At 50.7% G+C, this 21,730-nt stretch carries 17 protein-coding genes; 9 read left to right on the top strand and 8 right to left on the bottom strand.

Features of this window, described 5'->3' with window-relative positions:
- Positions 1–99 precede the first annotated feature (99 nt).
- Positions 100–912 carry a retropepsin-like aspartic protease gene (locus tag IQ256_RS11960; RefSeq protein ID WP_193855777.1) on the top strand — a complete coding sequence of 271 codons (813 nt, stop codon included), beginning with the start codon at positions 100–102 and terminating at the stop codon, positions 910–912.
- Positions 913–981: 69 nt separating this feature from the next.
- On the opposite strand, the gene argJ is transcribed toward IQ256_RS11960, so the two are convergent.
- Entirely contained in the window at positions 982–2,325 is a 1,344-nt protein-coding gene (gene argJ / locus IQ256_RS11955) for a bifunctional ornithine acetyltransferase/N-acetylglutamate synthase (RefSeq protein ID WP_193855776.1), read from the bottom strand.
- Positions 2,326–2,478: 153 nt separating this feature from the next.
- Here argJ and lnt point away from each other — a divergent pair, with 153 nt between their 5' ends.
- Positions 2,479–4,161: an apolipoprotein N-acyltransferase gene (gene lnt, locus IQ256_RS11950; protein WP_228024809.1), complete on the top strand. Its 1,683-nt coding sequence runs from the start codon at positions 2,479–2,481 to the stop codon at positions 4,159–4,161.
- 29 nt (positions 4,162–4,190) lie between these two features.
- Here the strand turns inward: lnt and IQ256_RS11945 are convergent, their stop codons facing one another.
- Complete coding sequence (locus tag IQ256_RS11945) at positions 4,191–6,275, bottom strand: EAL domain-containing protein (RefSeq protein ID WP_193855775.1); 2,085 nt, start codon at positions 6,273–6,275, stop codon at positions 4,191–4,193.
- 290 nt (positions 6,276–6,565) lie between these two features.
- Entirely contained in the window at positions 6,566–7,630 is a 1,065-nt protein-coding gene (locus IQ256_RS11940) for a YheT family hydrolase (protein ID WP_193855774.1), read from the bottom strand.
- Between the two features lie 88 nt (positions 7,631–7,718).
- On the opposite strand from IQ256_RS11940, the gene galE reads away from it, so the two are divergent.
- Positions 7,719–8,744, top strand: a complete 1,026-nt coding sequence (galE, locus tag IQ256_RS11935; RefSeq protein WP_193855773.1) for a UDP-glucose 4-epimerase GalE — start codon at positions 7,719–7,721, stop codon at positions 8,742–8,744.
- Between the two features lie 184 nt (positions 8,745–8,928).
- Here galE and IQ256_RS11930 read toward each other — a convergent pair whose 3' ends face one another.
- Entirely contained in the window at positions 8,929–9,954 is a 1,026-nt protein-coding gene (locus IQ256_RS11930) for an NAD(P)/FAD-dependent oxidoreductase (protein ID WP_193855772.1), read from the bottom strand.
- Positions 9,955–10,104: 150 nt separating this feature from the next.
- Positions 10,105–10,677: a peroxiredoxin gene (locus tag IQ256_RS11925; protein ID WP_193855771.1), complete on the bottom strand. Its 573-nt coding sequence runs from the start codon at positions 10,675–10,677 to the stop codon at positions 10,105–10,107.
- A gap of 291 nt (positions 10,678–10,968) precedes the next feature.
- Between IQ256_RS11925 and IQ256_RS11920 the strand changes: the two genes are divergently transcribed.
- The 3 genes from IQ256_RS11920 to IQ256_RS11910 all read left to right on the top strand — a co-directional run bounded on the left by IQ256_RS11920 (position 10,969) and on the right by IQ256_RS11910 (position 13,590).
- A complete protein-coding gene (locus IQ256_RS11920) occupies positions 10,969–11,385 on the top strand; it encodes a Fur family transcriptional regulator (RefSeq protein WP_193855770.1) in 417 nt (138 codons plus the stop codon).
- A 66-nt stretch (positions 11,386–11,451) separates the two neighbouring features.
- Positions 11,452–12,303: an AraC family transcriptional regulator gene (locus IQ256_RS11915; RefSeq protein ID WP_193855769.1), complete on the top strand. Its 852-nt coding sequence runs from the start codon at positions 11,452–11,454 to the stop codon at positions 12,301–12,303.
- 102 nt (positions 12,304–12,405) lie between these two features.
- Positions 12,406–13,590, top strand: coding sequence for a benzoate/H(+) symporter BenE family transporter (locus IQ256_RS11910; protein WP_193855768.1), 1,185 nt, complete (start codon positions 12,406–12,408; stop codon positions 13,588–13,590).
- Here IQ256_RS11910 and IQ256_RS11905 read toward each other — a convergent pair.
- Both IQ256_RS11905 and IQ256_RS11900 read right to left on the bottom strand, forming a co-directional pair.
- The gene (locus IQ256_RS11905; RefSeq protein ID WP_193855767.1) at positions 13,580–15,049 is read right to left on the bottom strand and encodes a YdiU family protein; all 1,470 of its coding nucleotides are present in this window, start codon (positions 15,047–15,049) and stop codon (positions 13,580–13,582) included. The two genes, IQ256_RS11910 and IQ256_RS11905, sit on opposite strands and share 11 nt — an antisense overlap.
- Before the next feature lie 91 nt (positions 15,050–15,140).
- The gene (locus IQ256_RS11900) at positions 15,141–17,465 is read right to left on the bottom strand and encodes a bifunctional (p)ppGpp synthetase/guanosine-3',5'-bis(diphosphate) 3'-pyrophosphohydrolase (RefSeq protein ID WP_193855766.1); all 2,325 of its coding nucleotides are present in this window, start codon (positions 17,463–17,465) and stop codon (positions 15,141–15,143) included.
- A 483-nt stretch (positions 17,466–17,948) separates the two neighbouring features.
- On the opposite strand from IQ256_RS11900, the gene patD reads away from it, so the two are divergent.
- Both patD and IQ256_RS11890 read left to right on the top strand, forming a co-directional pair.
- Positions 17,949–18,308 (top strand): heterocyst frequency control protein PatD, encoded by a 360-nt coding sequence (gene patD / locus IQ256_RS11895; protein ID WP_193855765.1) that lies wholly within the window; start codon positions 17,949–17,951, stop codon positions 18,306–18,308.
- A 57-nt stretch (positions 18,309–18,365) separates the two neighbouring features.
- The gene (locus IQ256_RS11890; protein ID WP_193855764.1) at positions 18,366–20,033 is read left to right on the top strand and encodes an ABC transporter ATP-binding protein; all 1,668 of its coding nucleotides are present in this window, start codon (positions 18,366–18,368) and stop codon (positions 20,031–20,033) included.
- 30 nt (positions 20,034–20,063) lie between these two features.
- On the opposite strand, the gene IQ256_RS11885 is transcribed toward IQ256_RS11890, so the two are convergent.
- Positions 20,064–20,810, bottom strand: coding sequence for an NYN domain-containing protein (locus tag IQ256_RS11885; RefSeq protein WP_193855763.1), 747 nt, complete (start codon positions 20,808–20,810; stop codon positions 20,064–20,066).
- 232 nt (positions 20,811–21,042) lie between these two features.
- Here IQ256_RS11885 and IQ256_RS11880 point away from each other — a divergent pair.
- A partial coding sequence (locus IQ256_RS11880; RefSeq protein ID WP_255516200.1) for an alpha-amylase family glycosyl hydrolase occupies positions 21,043–21,730 on the top strand: 688 nt, incomplete at its 3' end.

Here is a 21,730-nt window from a genome sequence, read left to right as displayed (position 1 = left end):
TTTTTTCGTCGCTTCATATTATCATTGCCTAGTTTTGTCGGATTAGCGTGCTGCGCTTGTCAGCCTATATCGACAATCCCAGACACTGCCTCATCCCAAGTGGCTGAAGAGGCTAAACAGGCGAACGCTCAGCTCGATTTACCCGATGGCCAACCCTCTGATTCAGGCCAGTCGGCGGCTGAGGAGGTGGTAGCCGCTGAAGCTACAGCAGGGGCTGATTCCATTCAGTCATCTCTAGTCGCTTACCAAGCTGGTTTGGATCTAGCCTCTAGTGCAAATGCGCTTAGCCAGTCTGCAATCTCTCCAGACGACTGGAGCTTGGTGCTTAGCCGCTGGCAGAGAGCCGCCGACCAGCTCCAGCAGGTGGCTACCGAAAGTGAGAAATATTCATCTGCCCAGCAAAAAATAGCAGACTATACCCGCAATGCGACGCAAGCCCAAGGCAAGATCGAGCAGCTCAAGACTGAAGTGTATGTTCCTCTGCCCACTAGACCCGCAGCTCCTGCGGAAAGGATAGCGCCTCAAAGCGATCACATCGCAGGCCATACTACAGTGCCGATCGTGCGACGACTGCACGGTACGCCTGTTGTACAGGTGACTTTTAACCATGGCCGCACTTACGACATGATCCTGGATACGGGCGCTAGCCGTACATTGATTACGCGGCAGATGGCAAACGATCTAGGAATAGAGCCCACAGAACAAATGGTCGCAGCGACGGCTAGCGCAGCGGCAGTAACTTTTGATATTGGTCAGGTGCGTACTATTACAATGGGCGCTTTGACCTTGAATAACGCGCGGGTCAGCATTGGCGACGCCATTGACATTGGGCTGCTCGGTAATGACTTTTTCCTAGGGTATGACGTCATCATCCGCTCTAGAGAGAACGTAGTCGAATTCGTGAAGTCTTAATCGATCCTAAATAGTCGATCCTAAATAATCGATTCTAAACAATTGAGCCTAAAAGAACAGAGACTGAACTCACGTAGTGTATTCCGCGTTGATTTTGACGTAGTCGTAGCTCAGATCGCAGCCCCAGGCTTTGGCAGCGCCAGGCCCATCGCCCACATCGACAGTGATAACGACTGGATGGGACAGCGCTTCTATCGCGTTGCTTTGGCGCTCGAAAGGCACTTGGGTTTCAGTGACGACCAGCTCGTTGCTGCTTTGAGTGCTGCTGAGCAAAATCTTAGACATGGCTAGGGTACTGCGCTCGGCGCACTGCTTTAGATAGGCGCTAGCGGCAGCCCGATCAAAAGGCTGAGGCGTACCATCAGTCATCAGCGTGAAGTCGCCTAGGGCGATGCTGAGTTCGGCTTGATCGAAAGGCGTGCCTGCGCGTCCGGCAGCACCAGCAATGCGACCCCAGTTTGGATCGCGGCCAAAGATAGCAGATTTGACCAGAGAGGAGCCTGCAATCGTACGAGCAATCTGACTGGCGGCGCGATCGCTCATAGCACCAGTGACCACAACTTCAATCAGACAGGTAGCCCCTTCGCCATCACGAGCAATCGACTTGGCTAGATGAATGCAAACTTCTGTGAGCATAGCCTCTAGCCTGTCGGCTTCTGGTCCAGGCGCAGTAATAGCAGGCGTACGCGATTCCCCGTTAGCTAAAGCGAGCAAACAATCATTTGTACTAGTGTCGCCATCGACGGTAATTTGATTAAAGCTTTTAGCCGTAGCGCGGCGAACCATCTCTTGCCATAGCGGCGACGAGACGGCGGCGTCGCAGGTGACAAACGCGAGCATGGTGGCCATATTCGGGTGGATCATGCCAGAGCCTTTGGCCGTACCACCCATGCGGACGGGGCGATCGCCTATTTGGGTCTCAAGGGCAATAGATTTTGTGATTAGGTCAGTCGTAACAATGGCCCGATCAGCGTGCTCTCCCCCTTCGCTAGAAAGACTGCTGACTAGTTTAGGAATACCTGCTTGAAGCTGATCCATTTTGATGCGCTGGCCGATGACGCCAGTCGAGGCAATCAGGGCGCTGTTTTCTGGCAGGTTGAGGGCTCTGGCAATGGCATTGGCGCTAGCGATCGCATCTTGTTTACCTTGTTCGCCAGTGCAGGCATTAGCCTGACCCGCATTGCATAAGATCGCTCTAGCCGACGGTTTGGCTTCGAGCAGTTCTTGGCAGTAGTCAACGCAGGCAGCGCGAACTTGACTGGTGGTAAATACACCCGCTGCGATCGCCTCACAATCAGAAACAATCAGCGCCAGATCAGGCGAGCCTGAAGGCTTCAGTCCCGCTGCAATTCCTGCGGCTCGAAACCCTTTAGGGGCAGTGACGCCGCCCGTGATTACTTGCCAGTCTGCCATAGTCTTCCTCTCTAGAATGGGGCCTACTATAAGTGATGATGCACACAAATAGGCATACAAACTGAGGATTATAACAAGCGAGTCGTCATCGACCTACAGGGCTTATCCTTTTAAAGCTGGACTTATCAGACTGGACTTATTAGAAAGCTAGACTTGGTAAAAAGATTGAAAAAAGCAGCGCAGCTAGGCGTAGGGCTCTCCACAGCGGACGGTACGAAGTCAGCTAGATTCAGTCGGCAGCGCTGGCTGTGGCTATTGGGCGGCGGCCTGCTCATGGGGATTGCACCCGTCAATGCTTGGCCACTAGCTTGGATAGCGATGGTGCCACTGTGGCTGCTGGCCTACAATCAGCCTGATAGGCAAACGATCGCTAGCTGCCTATCGGGCGGTGCGATTTGGGGTATGGCTTATCACGGAACAGCGCTGTCGTGGATCACGGGCCTGCATCCGCTGACCTGGATGGGAGTGCCGTGGATAGGAAGTATTGCGATCGCGCTCTTTGCCTGGGCATTTATCACCCTCTGGGGAGCAGCGATTGGACTCAGCTGGCTAGGGCTGATGTGGATAGTCACTCGCAGGTTTTCAGCGGTTGGCATCAGCCGAGTGGTATTAGGCACGGCGCTGTGGTGCGCTGTTGAGTGGATTTGGAGCAGTGGACCGCTGTACTGGACATCGCTTAGCTACACGCAAAGCCCAGGGAACCTGTGGATATTACAGCTCGGCCAGCTATCAGGGCCGATTACGGTGACCGCCGCGATTGTGGCAGTCAATGGGCTGATAGCAGAAGGCTGTGCAGAAGGCAGCTGGGTGCGATCGCACTTTGAGCCTAGCAGGATTAAAAAGGTAGAGGCGGCGGGCAAAACACCCTTAAACCGATGGTGGATACGCGCGATCGGTTTCTTTTTACTGCTGCATTTGGCTGGGTGGGGGCTGTACGCACGTCCCCTTGCCGATAGCGCCGACGGTCGGCTTTCAGTCGGTTTGATTCAGGGCAATATTCCTACTCGCGAGAAGCTAACTAGTCAGGGCGTTCGAGCCTCACAACGCGCTTACCTAACCGGCTATAACCAGCTAGCTAGCGAGGGCGCTGATCTAGTAGTCACGCCAGAAGGGGCGATTCCGCAAGTATGGAATGCCTTTACATTACATCGCAACCTATTGCTCAGGGCCGTGGTAGACAAAGGCGTTCCCCTAGTGCTAGGAACTTTTGTTCACGAGGATATCGAGGATAGTCAGACGCCGCTGACTCAAAGCCTGCTGACGCTAGTGCCAGAAGGTAGCATTGGTGGTCGCTACAAAAAGGTGAAGCTAGTTCCGCTAGGCGAATACATCCCATTTGAGTCAGTGTTAGGCGCTGTGATCTCTCGGCTATCGCCCTATGGAGAAAGTATGGTGCCCGGTGGGTTTGATCAGGTGCTAGAAACGCCTTTCGGCCCGATGGCGGCGGGCATTTGCTATGAGTCTGCGTTTGCCGCGCTGTTCCAAGGACAGGTGCATCGAGGCGGACAGGCAATTTTGACAGCCTCGAATAACGATCCCTACCCACCTAGGCAAATGCTGCAGCAGCACGCCCAAGACGTGATGAGAGCTATCGAGAACGATCGCTGGATGGTACGGGTAACGAACACGGGCATTTCTGGCGTGGTTGATCCTAAGGGGCGATCGCGCTGGATGTCTAAGCCGAATACATCAGCGACCTATCTATCTACTATATACAAGAGACAAAGTCGCACTGCCTATGTCCGGTGGGGTGACTGGTTAACGCCAGTGCTACTAGTCACAGCAGTCGTTTTGCTCTGGATCTCTAGCCAGGAATTTAACCAGACGGACATCTAAACAGCCATGCAAACGATAGAGAAAAGGACTCACCTTAAGATCGCTGGCTCAATATCCTCAGAAGCCAAAACATTGGCTAGCCAGTTCCCCTGGCCCAGTCGATAGCCTAGCGAAATCAGCAGTTTGAACTGTTGGATGGTTTCTACCCCGCTGGCAATCACGCTAAGGTTAGCGCTTCGACCAAAGTTGCTAATCGTTTTAAGCATAGCAGCGCTATTCTTTTGAGCAAAAGCCTGAGCAACAAAGGTCGAATCAACTTTTAAGGCATCTACTTCTAGCTGATGCAGTCGGCTAAAAGAAAAGTGTCCCTTGCCAAAGCCGTCTACGCAAAGACTTAAGCCCAATGCCTTGAGCGACTTTAGATTAGCGGCAATGGTAGGTTCCTCGGTAAGCAGCAGCGACTCGTCAATCTCTAGCTGAAAGCGTGAGCCACAGATCCGGTGCTTTTTGAGCGCGGTCTGCCACTGAGCCACTAGCTGAGACGACCGCAGCTGGGTCGCAGAGAGATTAAGGTGCAGTTTGAAGTCTGTGGCAATATGAGGCGATCGCATCGTGTTCTTAGATTTTTCCCAGGACTTTTGCAAGAAGTCAGGACGAACAATGCCAGGGGGATCGTCTTTTGAAAAACCCCACCTTGCTAGCTGCTGGCATGCTTGATTGATCAAACTAGGTGAAAGCCGGTGAACCACATCGATTTGTTCTGCGACGTGAATAAATTCTTTTGCACAGATCCATCCCCGCCTGGGACGATTCCAGCGCAGCAATCCTTCTAGGCCAGCTATCTTTTGGGTGCTCAGTTCGAAGACAGGCTGATAGTGCAGTCTAAATTGATCGGAGATCAGCGCTTGGCGTAATTCATTTTCCAGGCTTAGGCGCGTTTGAACTCGATTTTTAATATGGTTGTCAAATACCACAAACTGCTGAGCACTGTGGCTATCTGTTTGAATGACAATCGGCGCGCTGACTTGGTTCTCCTGCTGTTTGAGCTGAAGGTCCATCTGCATCTGACTTCTTTCTTTCGCTTGGCGTTTAGCCTGGTACATAGCAGTATCAGCATCTCTTAGAACCGACTCTGCTCTCTGATAGCCTATCTGACTTAAGGTAATACCAATACTCGCAGAAATCGAGAGCTGTCGATCTGCAACTGCAAATGGCTGCTCTAGATGCCATTGGATGCGTCTAACTGCTGTAATCGCCTCCTCCCTCCCAGCAATATTATCTAGTAAAACGGCAAACTCATCGCCACCTAGCCGTGCGACCAAATCGCTTTTGCGAAGCAGCCGCTTGATTCGATGGGCAACGTGGGTCAGTAGCTGGTCACCCACTTCATGCCCAAGCGTGTCATTGACTGGTTTGAAGCTGTCAAGGTCAATAAACAAAACAGCATACTGATGATTGAGGTCACGCTGAGCTAGCTGAACAGACTGCTCTAAACGCTGTAAAAAGTAGCTGCGGTTGGGCAAGCTAGTTAGCGGATCGTGCAAAGCGTTGTGACGTGAGGCAGCTTCACGTTTGAGCAAGGCAGTCTGGACTTTGAGTAGGCTGTGCAAAGAAGCTCTTAAGCTGTTAGTTTGCTCTTTTATGCGCTGTTCTAAACTGTCGTTGACTCGCTGAAGCTGCTGGCTTTGGCGGGTCAGCTCCATTTGTGCCATAACCTGACGGCTGAGTACCTTCAGCGCCTCTACCTGCTGCGCGGCTATCTGTCTCGGCTGATAGTCAAGCACACAGAGCGTACCTAGCGCGTAGCCATCCGGTGTAATCAGCGGATGGCCAGCGTAAAATCGGATGTAGGGTGGGCCTACCACCAGGGGGTTATTGCAGAACTGTGGGTGCTGCATAGCATCCTCGACAATTAGCGTGTTCACTTGTCGAATAGCCTGATCGCAGAACGCCACACAGCGCGGTGTTTCGCTGATATCAGCACCTATTTTAGCTTTTACCCACTGGCGATCGGCATCGACCAGGGTAACTAAGGCTGCTGGTGTCCGGCAGGTATCAGCTGCTAGCTTGGCGATCTCGTCGTAGTTGGTATCAGGAAGCGTATCTAGGATGCAGTAATCTCGGAGTTTGGCAAGACGTAGCGTTTCTTTCGCTGACCAGGAGACTGCTGACATGCTTTGGGGGTCTTTAATGTGTATCGTCCTTGCTGAGCTATGGTGAATGCTTCTCATAGACGTCCTTTGTAAGGAATGAGGTAACAAAGGCTGGTAAAGAAGGCTGTTTAGGTAGAGTACGACCCAATACAGCATAGGCCACGCCTATTAAGTTTTCGTACCTTCCATAGCAAGTTCTGCAACAAATGAACAATATTTACATGAAGTAAAAGATCTGAAACCTCACTCAGTCTTCAAACGCTGGTCTTCGATCTTTATTACCTTTACAGGTCCTCACCGCTTTTGAGTCTTTAATCACCTTGGATCATGCCATGGTCGTACCAGCTTAGAATTCTGTTCCATGCCCACCACTGATCGGTGTCCCGGTATTCTCGCTGGCACATAGGCGAGCTAATAAAGCCCACATGGCCCCCTTGCTTGCTCATAATTAACCTGATGGCTGGGTTCTTTGCACAGACAGCCTCAATATCTGGAACTAATGTTGGATCGAAGAGCGGATCGTCTGCGGCATACAGAATCAGCGTCGGTTTGGTGAGCGCTGGCAAGATATAAAGGCCGCTGGTCGCTATATAGTAGTCAGCAACAGACTTGAAACCGAGCCGAGGAATAACTATTTCCTGGTCAAAAGACCAAATGCTATCGACGCGATCTACCGTAGCGGGGTCAAAGGCATCAGGGTGGTCTGCTTGTAGCTGAGCAAGTAGCTGTTTAAGCTTGCGGGTGATGGCTTTTTCTAGATATTTACCTAAGGGGGCCTGCATAAGATAGGTAAGTGATCGCAGCGATTCTAAAGCCGGACAAATCACCGCCCCCCCAGCAATTTCCTCACTTTCTATCTCTAGATCAGTGCCCCATTCAGACAGCTCTTGCGCTGCCTTTATACCCCATAGTGCCAGCAGCCCCCCCAAAGAAAATCCTGTGAACCAAAATGGTGCTGGAGCCCCCATTTTCTTAGCAGCAGCGGCAATCCGAACAAAATCTTCCCCTTCATAGAGTCCATCAGAGGTCAATGTCGGTGAGAGCTTTGCCGTTTTGCCGTGGGCACGCCAGTCAAAAATCACGACCGCATAGCCGCGAGCATAGGCTTTGCGGGCCATTAGTTTGAGGAACCATTGGTCTTCTAAATCGCCGGTAATACCATAAGTGCCGACCACCGTACCGACTGGATGGGGCGGAACAGCGACTAAGCCGAATATAGGGACAGCTTGAGCACCTGTGAAAATCTTCTCTTGATAAACAGGTTCGGGCTCTGTGAGTGTCTTCTCCCACTGATGGCCAGCGCGCAGGCCAGCGTAGAGCGTCATTAGCAGACCGTTATTAAGCGGCCACGGCGCTTGGTAAGAAACAGATTGCATCGTTTACTTCATATATTTCTCCATGTTTTTAGCAGCTTATTGATGACTAGTGCATCTATAATTTCAGTCTCTACGTATTCGTGGTTAGGTGAGATTGAAAGCAAAAACAGTGCTGGTGACAGGTGGGGGTGGATATATTGGCTCTCACACCGTTAAAGCTCTACAGGCAGCCGGATACGAGGCTGTGATACTTGACAACCTCGTCTATGGACATCGCGACCTAGTTGAGAACGTTTTAACAGCCGAGTTAGTTGAGGGTGATATCGGCGATCGCGCCCTACTTGATCGCCTCTTTTCGACCTATTCAATCGCAGCAGTGATCCATTTTGCCGCCTATGCCTACGTCGGTGAATCTACCGCCAATCCCATCAAGTACTACGCCAACAACGTTTGCGCTACGCTGACGCTTCTAGAGGCGATGATTCATGCAGGCATCAACAAGCTGGTGTTTTCTTCAACTTGCGCTATCTATGGCGTTCCTGAGACGCTGCCAATCCTGGAAACGCATCCTAAGCAGCCAGTCAATCCCTATGGTCAAACCAAGCTGATGGTTGAACAAATCTTAGATGATTTCGACCGAGCTTATGGTTTGAGATCGGTTTGCTTTCGCTACTTCAATGCGGCGGGCGCAGACCCAGTTGCCCAGTTAGGAGAAGACCACACGCCAGAGACGCACCTGATTCCGTTGGTGCTAGAAGCCGCAGCCCAGCAGCGCGATGCCGTCTCGATCTTTGGAACTAATTACCCTACCGCAGATGGTACCTGCATTCGAGACTATATTCACGTAAGCGATTTAGCGGATGCTCACGTGTTGGGTCTAGACTATCTCTTGCAGGGCAATGCTAGCCAAAAGGTCAACTTAAGCAACGGTAATGGCTTTTCAGTCCGTCAGGTAATTGAGACGGCTAAAGCAGTCACAGGCTGCCCTATTAAAGTACTCGAAGAAGCTAGACGAGCAGGCGATCCGCCCGCCTTGATTGGTAGTAGCGATAAGGCAGTTAGTCTGCTGGGCTGGCAGCCCCGCTACCCAGAACTAGTAGACATTATTACCCATGCATGGCGGTGGCATCAAAAGCGACACGGCTGGCAGCGTTCTGACTCGAAATTCCTCTAGGAGGGAGGCTTCGACCTCGAATGCATGAGTCTGTAGCATCTGAATCTTTGTCAGATGAACTGATCCACTGGTGCTACTGCGACCGGGACTATACTTTTTACCCTTTAGAGAGCGAATCAGGTAGAGGTTTAATCAGGTGGTTGGGGCGCAGTGCTCATGGTATGGGAGAGCATGCCTTCAACGGTTAGCGAGCAGCAACAGCAGCCCGTTTAATTGTCTCTTTCTCTATGTTGGCTTCCCACTTCCGGGGCTCGCTCGCTCGGCGGATATTACGCCAGATCTGAGTAGCTGCTTTAGTCCCATCGGCCACGGCAATAGTCACTTGATTAAGCCCTTGCTTAAGATCGCCCAGCGCAAAGATACGCTCGTGGGTTGTCTGGGTCATATCATTAGTGACCAGATTTTCACCATCCCAGGTCAGCCCATCGATTTCTTTAAGATAGTGGTTGTGATAGATAGAGCCCATGCTAATCAGGCCAGTGGTCGCCTCAACTAGCGTGCCATCAGCAAGCGTAACCCCACTCATCTTGTGGTTTTCACCTTCAAAGCGAGCGATCGGTGATTCGTATAGAGGATATCCGTGCTCAGCTAGCTTAGCTTTCATAGCAGCGCTCACAGAGAATTTCCCATCTGTGAGTACGGAAATATAAGGCGTGAACCAGTTGAGAACAAAAGCAGCATTGATCTGAGCTTCCTTGCCCGCGATCAGAACAGCTTTTTGATCCCACATATCGAACCCATCGCAGATCATACAGACATGAAGGGTATAGCCTGCATAGTTATAGACGTTTTGCATATCGTCTAGACGCGGCAAGACATCCATCACGCCCGTAGCGGCGATAACATACTTACTCCGCAGGGTGTAATACTTGCTGCTTTTTTTGCCTACCTTTATGTCGATGGCAAAAGTCTCACCTTCATCGGTTACTTTTTCAACAAAGGCTCTGAGGTGGTCTGCACCCCAGCCCACAGCCTGCTTAGTGCCGTGGCTAACAATATTGCAACCAGGCGTGTCAGGGTCGATGCCTAAATAGTTTCGCGTCTCTTGCATCCAGATAGAGCGACCTCTACCCTTTTCGATCACTAGGCACTTTAGACCATAGCGGGCGAGGTAAATAGCTGCGGAGAGTCCACCCATGCCACCGCCGATCACGACAGCATCGTAGAGAGTGTCTAGCCTGGTTTCGATATTAGCGCTGTTGAGTTTCATGGCGGCTTTAGGAGTAGTCGGCTTTAGGAGTAGTAGAGAGAGTAGAAAGTAAGAAAAGAGAAGCAGGAAGATAAAAGTAAGATTGCTTACTAAATCTTCCTGGCTCTCTCACTGAATTTGGAACTGAATTTGGCTTCAGCCAAACAGCACTTAACCCACAAACTCTTTGATTGCTTCAACCACACCAGGCGCGTCTTCGCCCTTCAAGTAGGCAAGCATGGTATCTGCATCGGAAACTTCAAAGGGATCAGTAGGACAGTTGTCGCCAAAGTCAGGCTCGGTAAATATTTTCTCGACCGTCATATCGTTGACGAGCATGGAGTAGCGCCAAGAGCGCATGCCAAAGCCGATATTGGACTTGTCGACGAGCATGCCCATTTTGCGAGTGAATTCACCGTTGCCATCGGGCAGTAGCTTTACCTTATTAGCGCCTTGCTGTTTGCCCCACTGGAACATGACGAAGGCATCATTAACAGAGATGCAGTAGATTTCGTCTACGCCCTGAGCTTTGAACTCGTCAAACAGTTCTTCGTAGCGAGGTAGGTGGTTGGAGGAGCAAGTAGGTGTGAATGCACCCGGAAGAGAGAAAACAACGACTTTCTTACCGGCAAAGATGTCTTTAGTAGTCGTGTCTTGCCAACGGTAAGGGTTTGGACCCTCTACAGACTCATCGCGGACGCGAGTCTTGAAAACGACGTTAGGGACCTTTTTGTCGAGACTCATAAAAGCAAGCTCCTGATAGGTGATGAACAAATGGAAATGAGCGGCGTGAGTTATTCAGTTAATAGGGGCCAAATAACGAGCGCACTCAACTTATCTAAGAATAGTTCTTATTTAGAAATTTATCAACTCAAGGAATTAGTAAGTTGTAGGAACATAAATGATATATGTGTAATTCTAAGAAGTAGGTGTTACATTTGTATTACTAGATGCAGAGTCTAAGTATGAAGTCTAGGTGTGCAGTCTAGATTTGCTTTCAGACTGTCTATGTAACTGAGATTGAGGACAGGGCCGATGTCACAACAAGCAGACCAAATTGTGCAGACGCTAAAGGCGAAGCGTTTACGAGTGACGCCACAACGGTTTGCTGTGTACGCCAATCTGCTAGGCAGGCAAGATCATCCAACCGCTGAGCAGCTCTTAAAGGACTTGAATCAGGATGGCCCTAAATCTTCGCAGGCGACTATCTACAGTTCGCTTCAGGCGCTGAGAGATGTAGGGCTGATCCGCGACGTGCTCTTAGAAGAAGGGGTATGTCGATACGATGCCAATGTAGGTCTGCATCACCACTTTCGCTGTAAGCACTGCGGCGCGATTGAGGATATTCCTTGGGAGCAGTTTCAGCAGATGGACGCTTCGCAGCTAAGAAGCGGATTGCAGATGGAGAGCTATGAGGTGACTGTGCATGGCGTGTGCGATCGCTGCCAGTAATCATCGCCTACCGGTAGTTGCTTTGAAGCAGCCTAAGCTACTATCGGTAGCCTGAGATTGTGATGGATGACTAGACGTTCAGACAAAGTAGATAGAGTTCAGCTTTGGCAAACGTCGTTTCACGGCATCGAATGCTACGAGGCGCAACTGCATCATCATCGGTTTGGTAAACATTTCCACGACGCCTACACAATAGGAATGAATCGCGGTGGTGCAGGGCAGTGCATTCATCGAAGCCGACAGCACCATCACCATCCAGGTAGCTTTAACTGTATAAATCCAATCGAGGTACACACTGGCGAAGTCGCAGCAAATAGCGATTGTTGGTTCTTTCAAAACATCTACATTACACCGTCTGCGCTAAGACAGTTTATGGATCAACTAGAGTGGCCACAGCAGGCCAGCCTACCTTGCTTTTCCAAGATAGTGGTAGATGATCCATCGCTCCAGAGTGCTTTTCAGCAAGCGTTTAGCTCTTTGACAGGATCCTATTTTCAGGCACTAGAACAACAATCCTATTTACTTCACTTTTTTGCAAAATTATTGTCTAGGCATCTTCAGCCGCTTTCAGCCTGTCGTACTTTGAAGCCTGAGCACAAGGCCGTTCAACAAGTCAAGGCTTACCTCGAAGCGCATTATGCAGAGCCTGCTTCAACTGATGAGCTTGGTTTGCTAGTGAACCTCAATCCCTACTACCTCATCCGGTGCTTTCACCAGCAGGTTGGACTCCCTCCGCACGGCTACAAAAAACAATGTCAGCTTCTACGAGCGAAACAGGCACTTTCAGGCAAAGAATCGATAGCAGCCATTGCCATCCGTTGCGGCTTTTACGATCAAAGTCATCTTAATCGTGTCTTCAAGCAATCGTATGGCATGACACCTGGTCAGTATCGAAAGGCGAGTAACAAAAGGGGCTAAAAGAGGTAGCGGTTAAAGGTGGGTGCTAGAAAGTCAATTTTGTCCAAGCGAGCATTGAGCTACAGGCTATAGACTAGCGCTGTCTTGTAAAGGCGTTGGCCTATGACATTTGCTAAAGACTTTTCACTATCGGCCCTCATCGCTGGGTTCGTGTCGGTGCTCGTCGGTTTTACCAGTGCTGGGGTCATTGTGTTTCAAGCAGCCCAGTCATTAGGCGCATCTCCTGAAGAGATCGGATCGTGGATATGGGCACTCGGGCTAGGGATGGGACTCACGAGTATTTTACTGTCGTGGCGATACAAGATGCCTGTCGTAACGGCCTGGTCTACGCCAGGTGCGGCGCTGTTAATTCCGGCGGCGTCCGGCGTCTCTATGGCTGAGGGGATCGGCGCGTTCTTAGTCTGCGCTGCGTTGATCACCCTTTGTGGTTTCACAGGCTGGTTTGAGCGGGCGATAAACCTGATTCCGCTACCGCTAGCCTCGGCGATGTTAGCAGGCGTTCTGTTGCGTTTCGGCCTGAACGTGTTCGTAGCGATGCAAACCCAGTTCGTGATGACGTTCACCATGTTTTGCGTTTATTTGCTTGTGCGTCAGGCTGTCCCTCGCTACACTATCCTAGCTGCGCTCATTGTCGGCGGGCTCATTGCGGGCGGGCAAGGTTTGTTGCAATTAGAAGTTGTGAAATGGCAGTTGGCACAGCCTGTATTTACGACACCTCAGTTCTCAGTCACAGCAATCATCGGTATTGCCCTACCGCTGTTTGTGGTGACGATGGCTTCCCAGAACGTACCAGGCGTAGCTACTATTCGAGCATTTGGCTACAACACGCCGATTTCGCCGTTGATTGGCTGGACGGGTGTAGCGACGTTGATACTTGCTCCTTTTGGTGCGTTTGCTATTAACCTCGCTGCGATCACAGCGGCCATTACCATGGGCAAAGAAGCCCACGAGGACGCTGACAAACGGTACATAGCGGCTATGGCTGCGGGCGTTTTCTACATAATTGTGGGAATTTTCGGAGCCACGGTCGTGGGCCTATTCTCAGCGCTTCCAGAAGAGCTTGTACTCACAATTGCTGGTCTTGCTTTGCTAAGCACAATTGGGAAGAGCTTAGCGATCGCACTGTCTGAAGAAAATGAGCGTGAAGCGGCGCTAGTCACGTTTCTGGTAACTGCCTCTGGTATGGCATTGCTGAATATAGGCTCGGCTTTCTGGGGAATTGTAGCAGGTGCTCTGGTCGTAGGCAGCCGTCGGCTTATGAGTAGAAGACGAACTCCTAGACCATAGAATTCTGTACGCCTTTCAATAGTTCGTAGAAAGGTTGCCAGTTATCTTCTTCAGTAATGGGTGCCCATACCGCTTCTATCTTTGGCCGATGCAAGACTGTTTTGGGATTAGTTTCGCGTAGGCATTCCTGCACACTGGTCATCGCCTCTGGGGGTAGCTGGCTGAGCGTGTGCTGATAGAGGCTGCGCCACTGTTTGAGCTGTTCAGCGGCTTGGGGGTCGGAGTTTTCTAGGGTAGATGAGAGAATGTGCTCTGGGTCAGTTTGCCAGTGCGAAGTGAACTGTTCGGTGAGGGTGAGGAAAAAGTCGTGGTAGCCGACGCGAGTCGTTTCAAGTAGGGTGAGCGTTTGACTAACCAGATCGCGGACTGCGGTCGGGCTGAGCTGTGAGGCGATGTCGGTGGCAAACCCTAGCTTTTGGAGGAGGCGATCGCAGTAAACTTCGGCATACTTTGGCTGATACTGGGCCAGCCCAGCCTCTAGATTCGCCGAGTCGACAACGCCGTCTAAGGCAACTGCTAGCTTTTCTAGGTTCCAGTAGCACGCACCTGGCTGATTACCGTAGCAGTAAAGGCCGGAATAGTCGAAGTAAGCAGCGGTAAACCGAGGATCGTATTCTTCCATAAAGGCAAAAGGCCCATAGTCGAAGCTTTCACCCGTAATCGACATATTGTCCGTGTTGAGCACGGCATGGCAGAATCCAGCCGCCATCCACTGTGCCACGAGCGTAGCCAACCTTTCGGCTAGTTCAGCGAACCACTGGCCGTAGCGGTCTTGTTCTGCTGCGACGGTGAGCAGATGCGGGTAGTAAATTTCGATGACGTGATCGAGCAGATTTTTGGCCAGATCGGGGCGCTTGATATAGTGCAGCCGCTCGAAGGTGCCAAAGCGAATATGTGAGTGGCTAAAGCGCACCATCACTGATGAGCGCGTCGGAGAAGGTTCGTCGCCCCGGTGAAGCGACTCGCCCGTTTCAATCAGGCTCAGGGTGCGAGAGGTGTTGACACCTAAGGCGTGCAGGGCTTCGGATGCCAGGATTTCACGGATGCCGCCTTTGAGCGTTAGCCGTCCGTCACCGCCGCGTGAGTAGGGCGTCGGCCCTGATCCTTTGGTACCAAAATCGTAGAGTCTGCCATCGATGCCGCGCACCTGTCCGTGCAAGAAGCCGCGTCCATCGCCTATAAAAGGGTTATAGCTGCGAAACTGATAGCCGTGATAGCGCAGCGCCAGAAAGGCGCTGTAGTGATCGGTTTGTTTGCTTTGAAACTGGCCGAACGCCTCGATGAAGTCGCGATCGCTTACTTCCTCGACTGATAGCCCTACCTTTGGCAAAAGCGCATCATTACGGAAGCGCAGAATATGTTTGGGAAAGGTGGCGGGCGTCACCTCATCGTAATAGTCTGGGCCGAGGCTAGCAAAAGCCGGCTCGTAGGAGAGAGTGAGTAAGGGATTGGAAGCCAAAAGATGAGAAGAGTAGGATAGCGAGAATTGGCAAAGGACTTTAACTCAACAGAAAGCTTTAACTTGGTAGGACGCTGCAGCTAAGTAAAAGCTAATCAACGGCGGTGATGCGTCTGAGATTAAGCACATCCGACAGCTTGCGGATATGGGCGAATGTCTGGTTGAGATGAGCGTGATCGCGAATGTCGATGCCCAGATCGATATCGGCAATCTGATCGGGGTGGGTTCTAACCCCTGCTTTGTGGACGTTGACTTTGAGATCAGACAGACGGGTAAGGATATCTTTGAGCACGCCCACCCGGTCGATTACTTCAATACGAATTTGCACGGGGTAGGTGTCTGGCTGGCCAGCAGTGCTCTCAGCATCGTTCCAACGCAGGGGGATCAAGCGATCGCCGGGAATGCTTTTGATATTACGACAGTCTTGTCTATGAACGCCGATACCTCTGCCACCGGTCGAGACGATGCCCAAGATAGACTCGCCAGGAATCGGATGGCAGCAGCCGGCGATGTAGTGTAGCAAGCCTTCTAACCCAGCAATGGGGGCGTGATCTAGCGCCGTTTGACGATTGGCCGGGGCTTTGACCGCCGGGATTTCATTTTCTAGAGAAGCCGGTTCTTCGACCTGGGCAGGCTGGGCCTCTTTGATGGCTTCTTGTAGCCGATTAACGACTGCATTCAAAGTGATTTCGCCGTGACCTAGGCCCGCGAGCAGATCGTTGACCGAAGAATAGTTGCAGCGTTCGGCCACAGCCTGAGCTGGCGTCGTTTTGAGCATGGCGTCGAGGCCGCTTTTGCCCATGACTTTTTCTAGCATGGCATGGCCGCGATCGCGATTCTCTTCCCAGTGAAATTTCTTGTACCACTGCCGAATTCGGTTTCTCGCGCCAGTGCTGACGACAAAGTTCAGCCAGTCCAGGCTAGGGTGGCTATTCTTTTGCGTGATGATTTCAACGATGTCGCCATTTTGCAGCTCGGTGTTGAGCGGCACAATCCGACCGCTGACTTTGGCCCCCGCACAGTGATTGCCGACCTCGGTATGAATGCGATAGGCGAAATCAACTGGCGTCGCGCCTCGGCTAAGCGGTACGACATCGCCGTTGGGCGTAAAGGCGTAAACCTCTTCGTCAAAGAGATTGTTTTTGACATCTGAAAGATATTCCTGGGCGTCTTTAAACTCGTTTTGCCAGTCGAGTAACTGCCGCAGCCAGGTGAATTTTTCTTCGTCTGGGTTAATCGCGGTATGGCTGTTACCAGATTCCTTATACTTCCAGTGAGCAGCGATGCCGTATTCGGCGATGTGGTGCATTTCTTCGGTGCGAATTTGCACTTCGATCGGGCGACCGTGAGGGCCCATGACCACCGTATGAAGCGACTGATAGCGGTTTGGCTTTGGCAGTCCGATATAGTCTTTGAATCGTCCAGGAATGGGGCGATAGAGATCGTGAGCAACGGCTAAGGCGCGATAGCATTCATCATTTTTGTTGACAATAAGGCGCACCGCAGCAATGTCGTAGATTTCTTGAAATTCTTTCCTCTGGTTCTGCATTTTTTTATAAATGCTGTAGAGATGTTTGGGCCGACTGCTGACGTCTTTACACTGAATGCCCAGTTTGCCAATGCCCTCTTTTAAAACATGACCCACCTGCTGCAAACGCTCTTCTCTATCGGTACGCTTATCAACAATTAGCCGAGTTAGCTCTTCATAAGCGTCAGGCTCTAGATATTTGAAACAAAGATCTTCGAGTTCCCACTTAAAGCGACCGATCCCCAAACGATTCGCCAGTGGTGCAAAGATTTCTAGCGTCTCACGGGCGATCCTAACCTGCTTGGCTGGGCGCAGGTGCTGCAATGTCCGCATATTGTGCAGGCGATCGGCCAGTTTTACCACAATGACACGAATATCTTTGGCCATGGCCAAGAACATACGGCGAAAATTTTCGGCCTGCTGTTCGGTTTTGCTATCAAACTCGAATTTGGAGAGCTTGGTAACACCTTCAACCAAGTGGCGAACTTCAGCGCCAAAGATAGATTCAATTTCATCGGCAGTGACCTCAGTATCTTCTACCACGTCGTGTAGAAAGCCGGCTGCGATCATGGCGCTGTCTCCGCCTAGGCTACGCAGCAGCCCAGCAACGGCAACTGGATGAGCAATGTATGGCTCGCCAGACGCTCGCATCTGCCCTTTGTGAAGCTGATAGGCAAATTCAAAGGCGCGGCAGACTAGCTGATTGCCGCTAGCTGGCGGCGGAGCGAGTTCTGAGGGCTCGCTTAAGGAATCAGTGGGCGCGATCGCACCAGGTGAAGCTGCTTCGCCTGTCGCTCCTTGTTCTAGCAGACAAGATGACAGCCAGTCTGGCAATGAACAGTCTTTAGGAAGATCGGCAGGAAGGGCGGCGGTTGAGGTTGCGATCATAGCGGCACACGCTCGTTTTCAAGTATGAGGTTTACAAAAAAGGAAGGAGTGGAAGAGTATTTTGCTATGGAGAATTAAGTTAATTGAAGCAGAATTCACTACAGAGAAATAAAAACCACAATGTGATCGCGAATAATTGACTTCGTGTGAAAAATAATTTGCTGGCTCAGGCGTTTCGGGTTCAGGTGTTTTAGGTTCAGGCGTTTTAGGTTCAGGCGTTTTATAGAGCTATGGAACATGCACCTACGAGAAAGACAAATGAAACTGGGCAGAAACGGAATACACAAACGATGACAAATAAATATAAGTTTAGTTAAGTCTTGATTTTATTCCTTGTAAAGGCTATTTGCATAGAACCTATACAGAACCTGTGTAGTCTTGAGCACAGCTAAGGCGATGATTAATCATAAACAAAACTGTCCCTTTAATCTCAAGAACTTGGGTAGAAATACAGTTTTGGCTGTTCGCTTTATATAGTTTTCTATGCAATATCTTGGGGATCAGCTAGCCGAATGGGTGCGATCGCTTAGTCAGCTTCAGCAGCTAGTCTTAGACGAGGATGAAAACACGGCGATAATTTTGCAGCAGACTGCTGTGATGCAGCCTCAGTTTCGAGCTATTATCGCAGCGATTGAGGCCGCTGCTCTCTCTCCGGCAGTTGAGCAATCACTTCGCCCCTATCAAACAGAAGCGCATCGGCGGCTACGATTGATGAGCGTCGAAGGCATGAAGCTGAGAACAGCTAGATCGCCAGAGACCCTAGCACAGGTGCGATCGCAGCTAAAGGCCCATCTCGATCAGCTACAGCAGTTTGCGATCGCCATGACGAATGAACTAGGCTAATGGGCTTATGTCTTTGTGCGCTTCTCTGTTGACTATGCCACTCGCTGTTTGAATCTTATGACTGATTCTCTACCCTCTCTAGATCGCCCTAGGCAAACCGCCCCTCTACTAGAAGTAAAAGACTTCAGGGTGTCTTACCCAGGGCCTTTGAATTGGGCGGTGGATAGGGTGTCGCTTTCACTGCAGCCAGGAGAGAAGCTAGGGCTAGTAGGTGAATCGGGCTGTGGAAAAAGTACGCTAGGGCGAGCGGTAATGCGGCTGCTGCCCAACCGATCAAGAGTAGAAGGGCAGGCCCTGTTTGAGGGGCGATCGGTGATCGATTTCTCGCCCTCAGAGTTGCGAAAGTTTCGCGGAGAGGCAGTGTCTCTAGTATTTCAAGATCCGATGACTCGGCTAGATCCGCTGATGACGATTGGAGAGCACTGCCTAGAAACGCTGCTAGCGCACCAGCCCCAACTAGGCAAAAAGCAGGCGAAGAAAATTGCGGTAGCGACGCTGGCGTCGGTGAATATTCCACCAGAGCGGTGGGCGCAGTATCCGCATGAATTTAGCGGCGGCATGCGGCAGCGGGTAGCGATCGCTCTGGCACTTGTTCTCAATCCGAAGCTGATCGTAGCCGACGAGCCGACAACGAGCCTAGACGTGACTGTCTCAGCCCAAATCTTAGAGATGCTAACGGCGCTCTGCGCGGAAAGGAACATGGGCCTGATCTTGATCTCTCACGATCTGGCGCTGGTCGGAGAGTATTGCGATCGCATAGCGGTGATGTACGAAGGCAAGCTAGTAGAAAGCGGCCCAAAAGAAGACGTATTTTATAACCCGCAAGCACCCTATACCCAAATGTTGCTAGCCGCAGCGCATCAGCTACAGTCGGCAGGCGCACAGAATTCAGCGGCGATCGCCTCACAGGATCAGCCAATTTTGAGCCTAGAAAAGCTGACAAAGCACTACGCTCTAGAGCAGGGGCTGCTGGGAAAGATTCTGCGCCAGGAGCCGCCCGAGCCAATTCGAGCCGTAGACTGTATCTCGTTGGATCTCTATCCAGGGGAGATTCTAGGATTAGTCGGAGAGTCGGGCTGTGGGAAAAGCACGCTGTCACGAACGCTGCTGAGGATTGTCGAGCCCACCTCTGGCCAGATCACGTTCCAAGGAGAAGACTTTACCGAGCTATCGCGCTCAGCTTTGCAGGAAAAACGGCGCGATATTCAGATGATTTTTCAAGACCCGCACGCCTGCTTAAACCCGATGATGACAATCGGTCGAGGCATTGCTGACCCGCTGCTGATTCATGGTTTAGCGAACGCAGCTGAAGCTAGAAAAAAAGTAAGCGAGATGATGGAGCGGGTCGGGCTAACCCCTGTAAAAGACTATTATGATCGCTATCCAGGCGATATTTCGGGCGGGCAGCAGCAGCGGGTGGCGATCGCCCGCGCTTTGATTACGCGGCCCAAGCTGGTGGTCTGCGACGAGCCGGTCAGTATGCTAGATGCCAGCGTGCAAGCTCAGGTGCTAGAGCTGATGCTAGATCTCAAAGACGAGCTGGCGCTGACATATTTGTTTATCACTCACGATCTTTGGGTGGCGAAATATTTGTGCGATCGCATTGCCGTGATGAACAGCGGTAAGATTGTAGAGATCGGCCCAACAGAACAGATATTCAGCGCGCCAGCCCATTCTTATACCAAGACTTTGTTAAAAGCAGCTCCTTTGTTAGCTAAAGCCTAGCGTGAAGAGACAGTCGTGACTTGGATATTATTACTTCTTGCAGCGTATGTATACGCCGGACGGTTTGCGGCATATCTCAAACGAGCCTGTCGCCTCAAACAAGCTGATAAATCTAGCGTATCCATAGCTTTGTGGCGCAAACGAAGACTTCTGTCTGAGGTAGCTACCTACTTGCGAAAGCCCGGACCACTTCTGACCGTTTTGAGTTTCAGCGACCGCTTTTCTCAGCGAATTCATTAACACCGTATCTTGCTTTAATTCTTTTCCTGTTTTCTTTTGGGCGGTCTTCTCGGCTGTCTTTCCTGCCTTTGAAGTAGCCGTGCTGGTGGTCTTCTTGCTTTTCTTACTATCTTCTAAATATAAGAAGGTAGAGCACGCATGCACGAATGGTAAAGGCGTTTTTCTTCCTCCAAAACCGTAAGCTTTTAGTCCGTTGGCCAAGATTCGCATGACTAGCGGCGTGAAGTCGCAGTCGCTAGAGACAATGGCAAAGGCATCTAATTTATGAGTGTATAGCAAATCCATCGCATCGATAATCAAGGCTGCATCTGTTGCATTTTTGCCTTTGGTGTAGTCGAATTGTTGTACCGGTAGGATAGCGTATTCATGCAGACAATCTTCCCAAGGCTTTAGAGCAGGCTTAGTCCAGTTGCCATAAGCTTTGCGGATATTGGCAACGCCATGCTTGGTAATTTCAGTGAGGATAGATTCAATCTCGTGGGCTGGCGCATTGTCTGCATCGATTAGCAGAGCAATATTTGGTTTTGACGGATGCATAGTCCTTTCCTAGTGCGCCTGCTTAGGATGCCCAAGAGCATGTCTATAGACTGAATTTGAGGTGAAGCTTGGGTTAAGACTGGGGTCAAGATTGAGACGAATCAATAGCTGTCTACGGATAGAGGTGTTGGTAGCTATAAACCTGGTATTTTCTTGGGCAAATCGCTTTGACAGCTTTTTTGTCTGTAGGCGGTTTTTGTAGGCGATCGCACATCCATGATTTAGCAATCTCATGAAGCATTCCATCGAATTCAAGCTCTGGGCTCCTTACAACCCAAAAGCATCTTTAGTTGGTGATTTCTTAGAAGACTCAATAGCCGAAATGGAAAAGGGGGACGACGGCTATTTTCGGACAACGGTTGAGTTAGAAGATGGTCGATACGCCTACAAGTTTCGAGTAAAGTCTCAGAGTCCTTTTTTAGATATAGACGAATGGACATATGTGATTGATCCATACGCAACCGAAGTAGACGAATCTGAGCAGCAAGGCATTATTCGCATCAAAGATGGCGAGATTATTATCGATGATTATGTATGGCAGCAGGATGATGTCGATTTGCCTAATCCAGACGAGTTAATTATCTACGAAATGCTGGTTCAAGACTTCACCAAAAAAGAGGGCGAGGGCTCGTTTCAAACCATCCTTGATCGGCTCGATTATCTTCAAGAATTGGGAGTGAATGCCCTAGAGTTCATGCCTGTGCAGTCTTGCCCAATGGAGATTGGCTGGGGCTACAACCTGCGGCACTACTTCGCTCTACGCTCTAGCTATGGCAAGCCTGCCGATCTAAAGCGGCTAGTTGATGAATGCCATGCTCGCGGTATGAGACTTATTCTTGACGTTGTGCTCAACCATTCAGAATCAGAAGCCCCGCTGACCCAAATCGATTACAACTACTGGTATCGAAAAGATCCCAAAG

The organism is cf. Phormidesmis sp. LEGE 11477 (assembly GCF_015207105.1).
Lineage (GTDB): Bacteria > Cyanobacteriota > Cyanobacteriia > Phormidesmidales > Phormidesmidaceae > Phormidesmis.
This window is presented reverse-complemented; position numbering and strand designations above follow the sequence as displayed.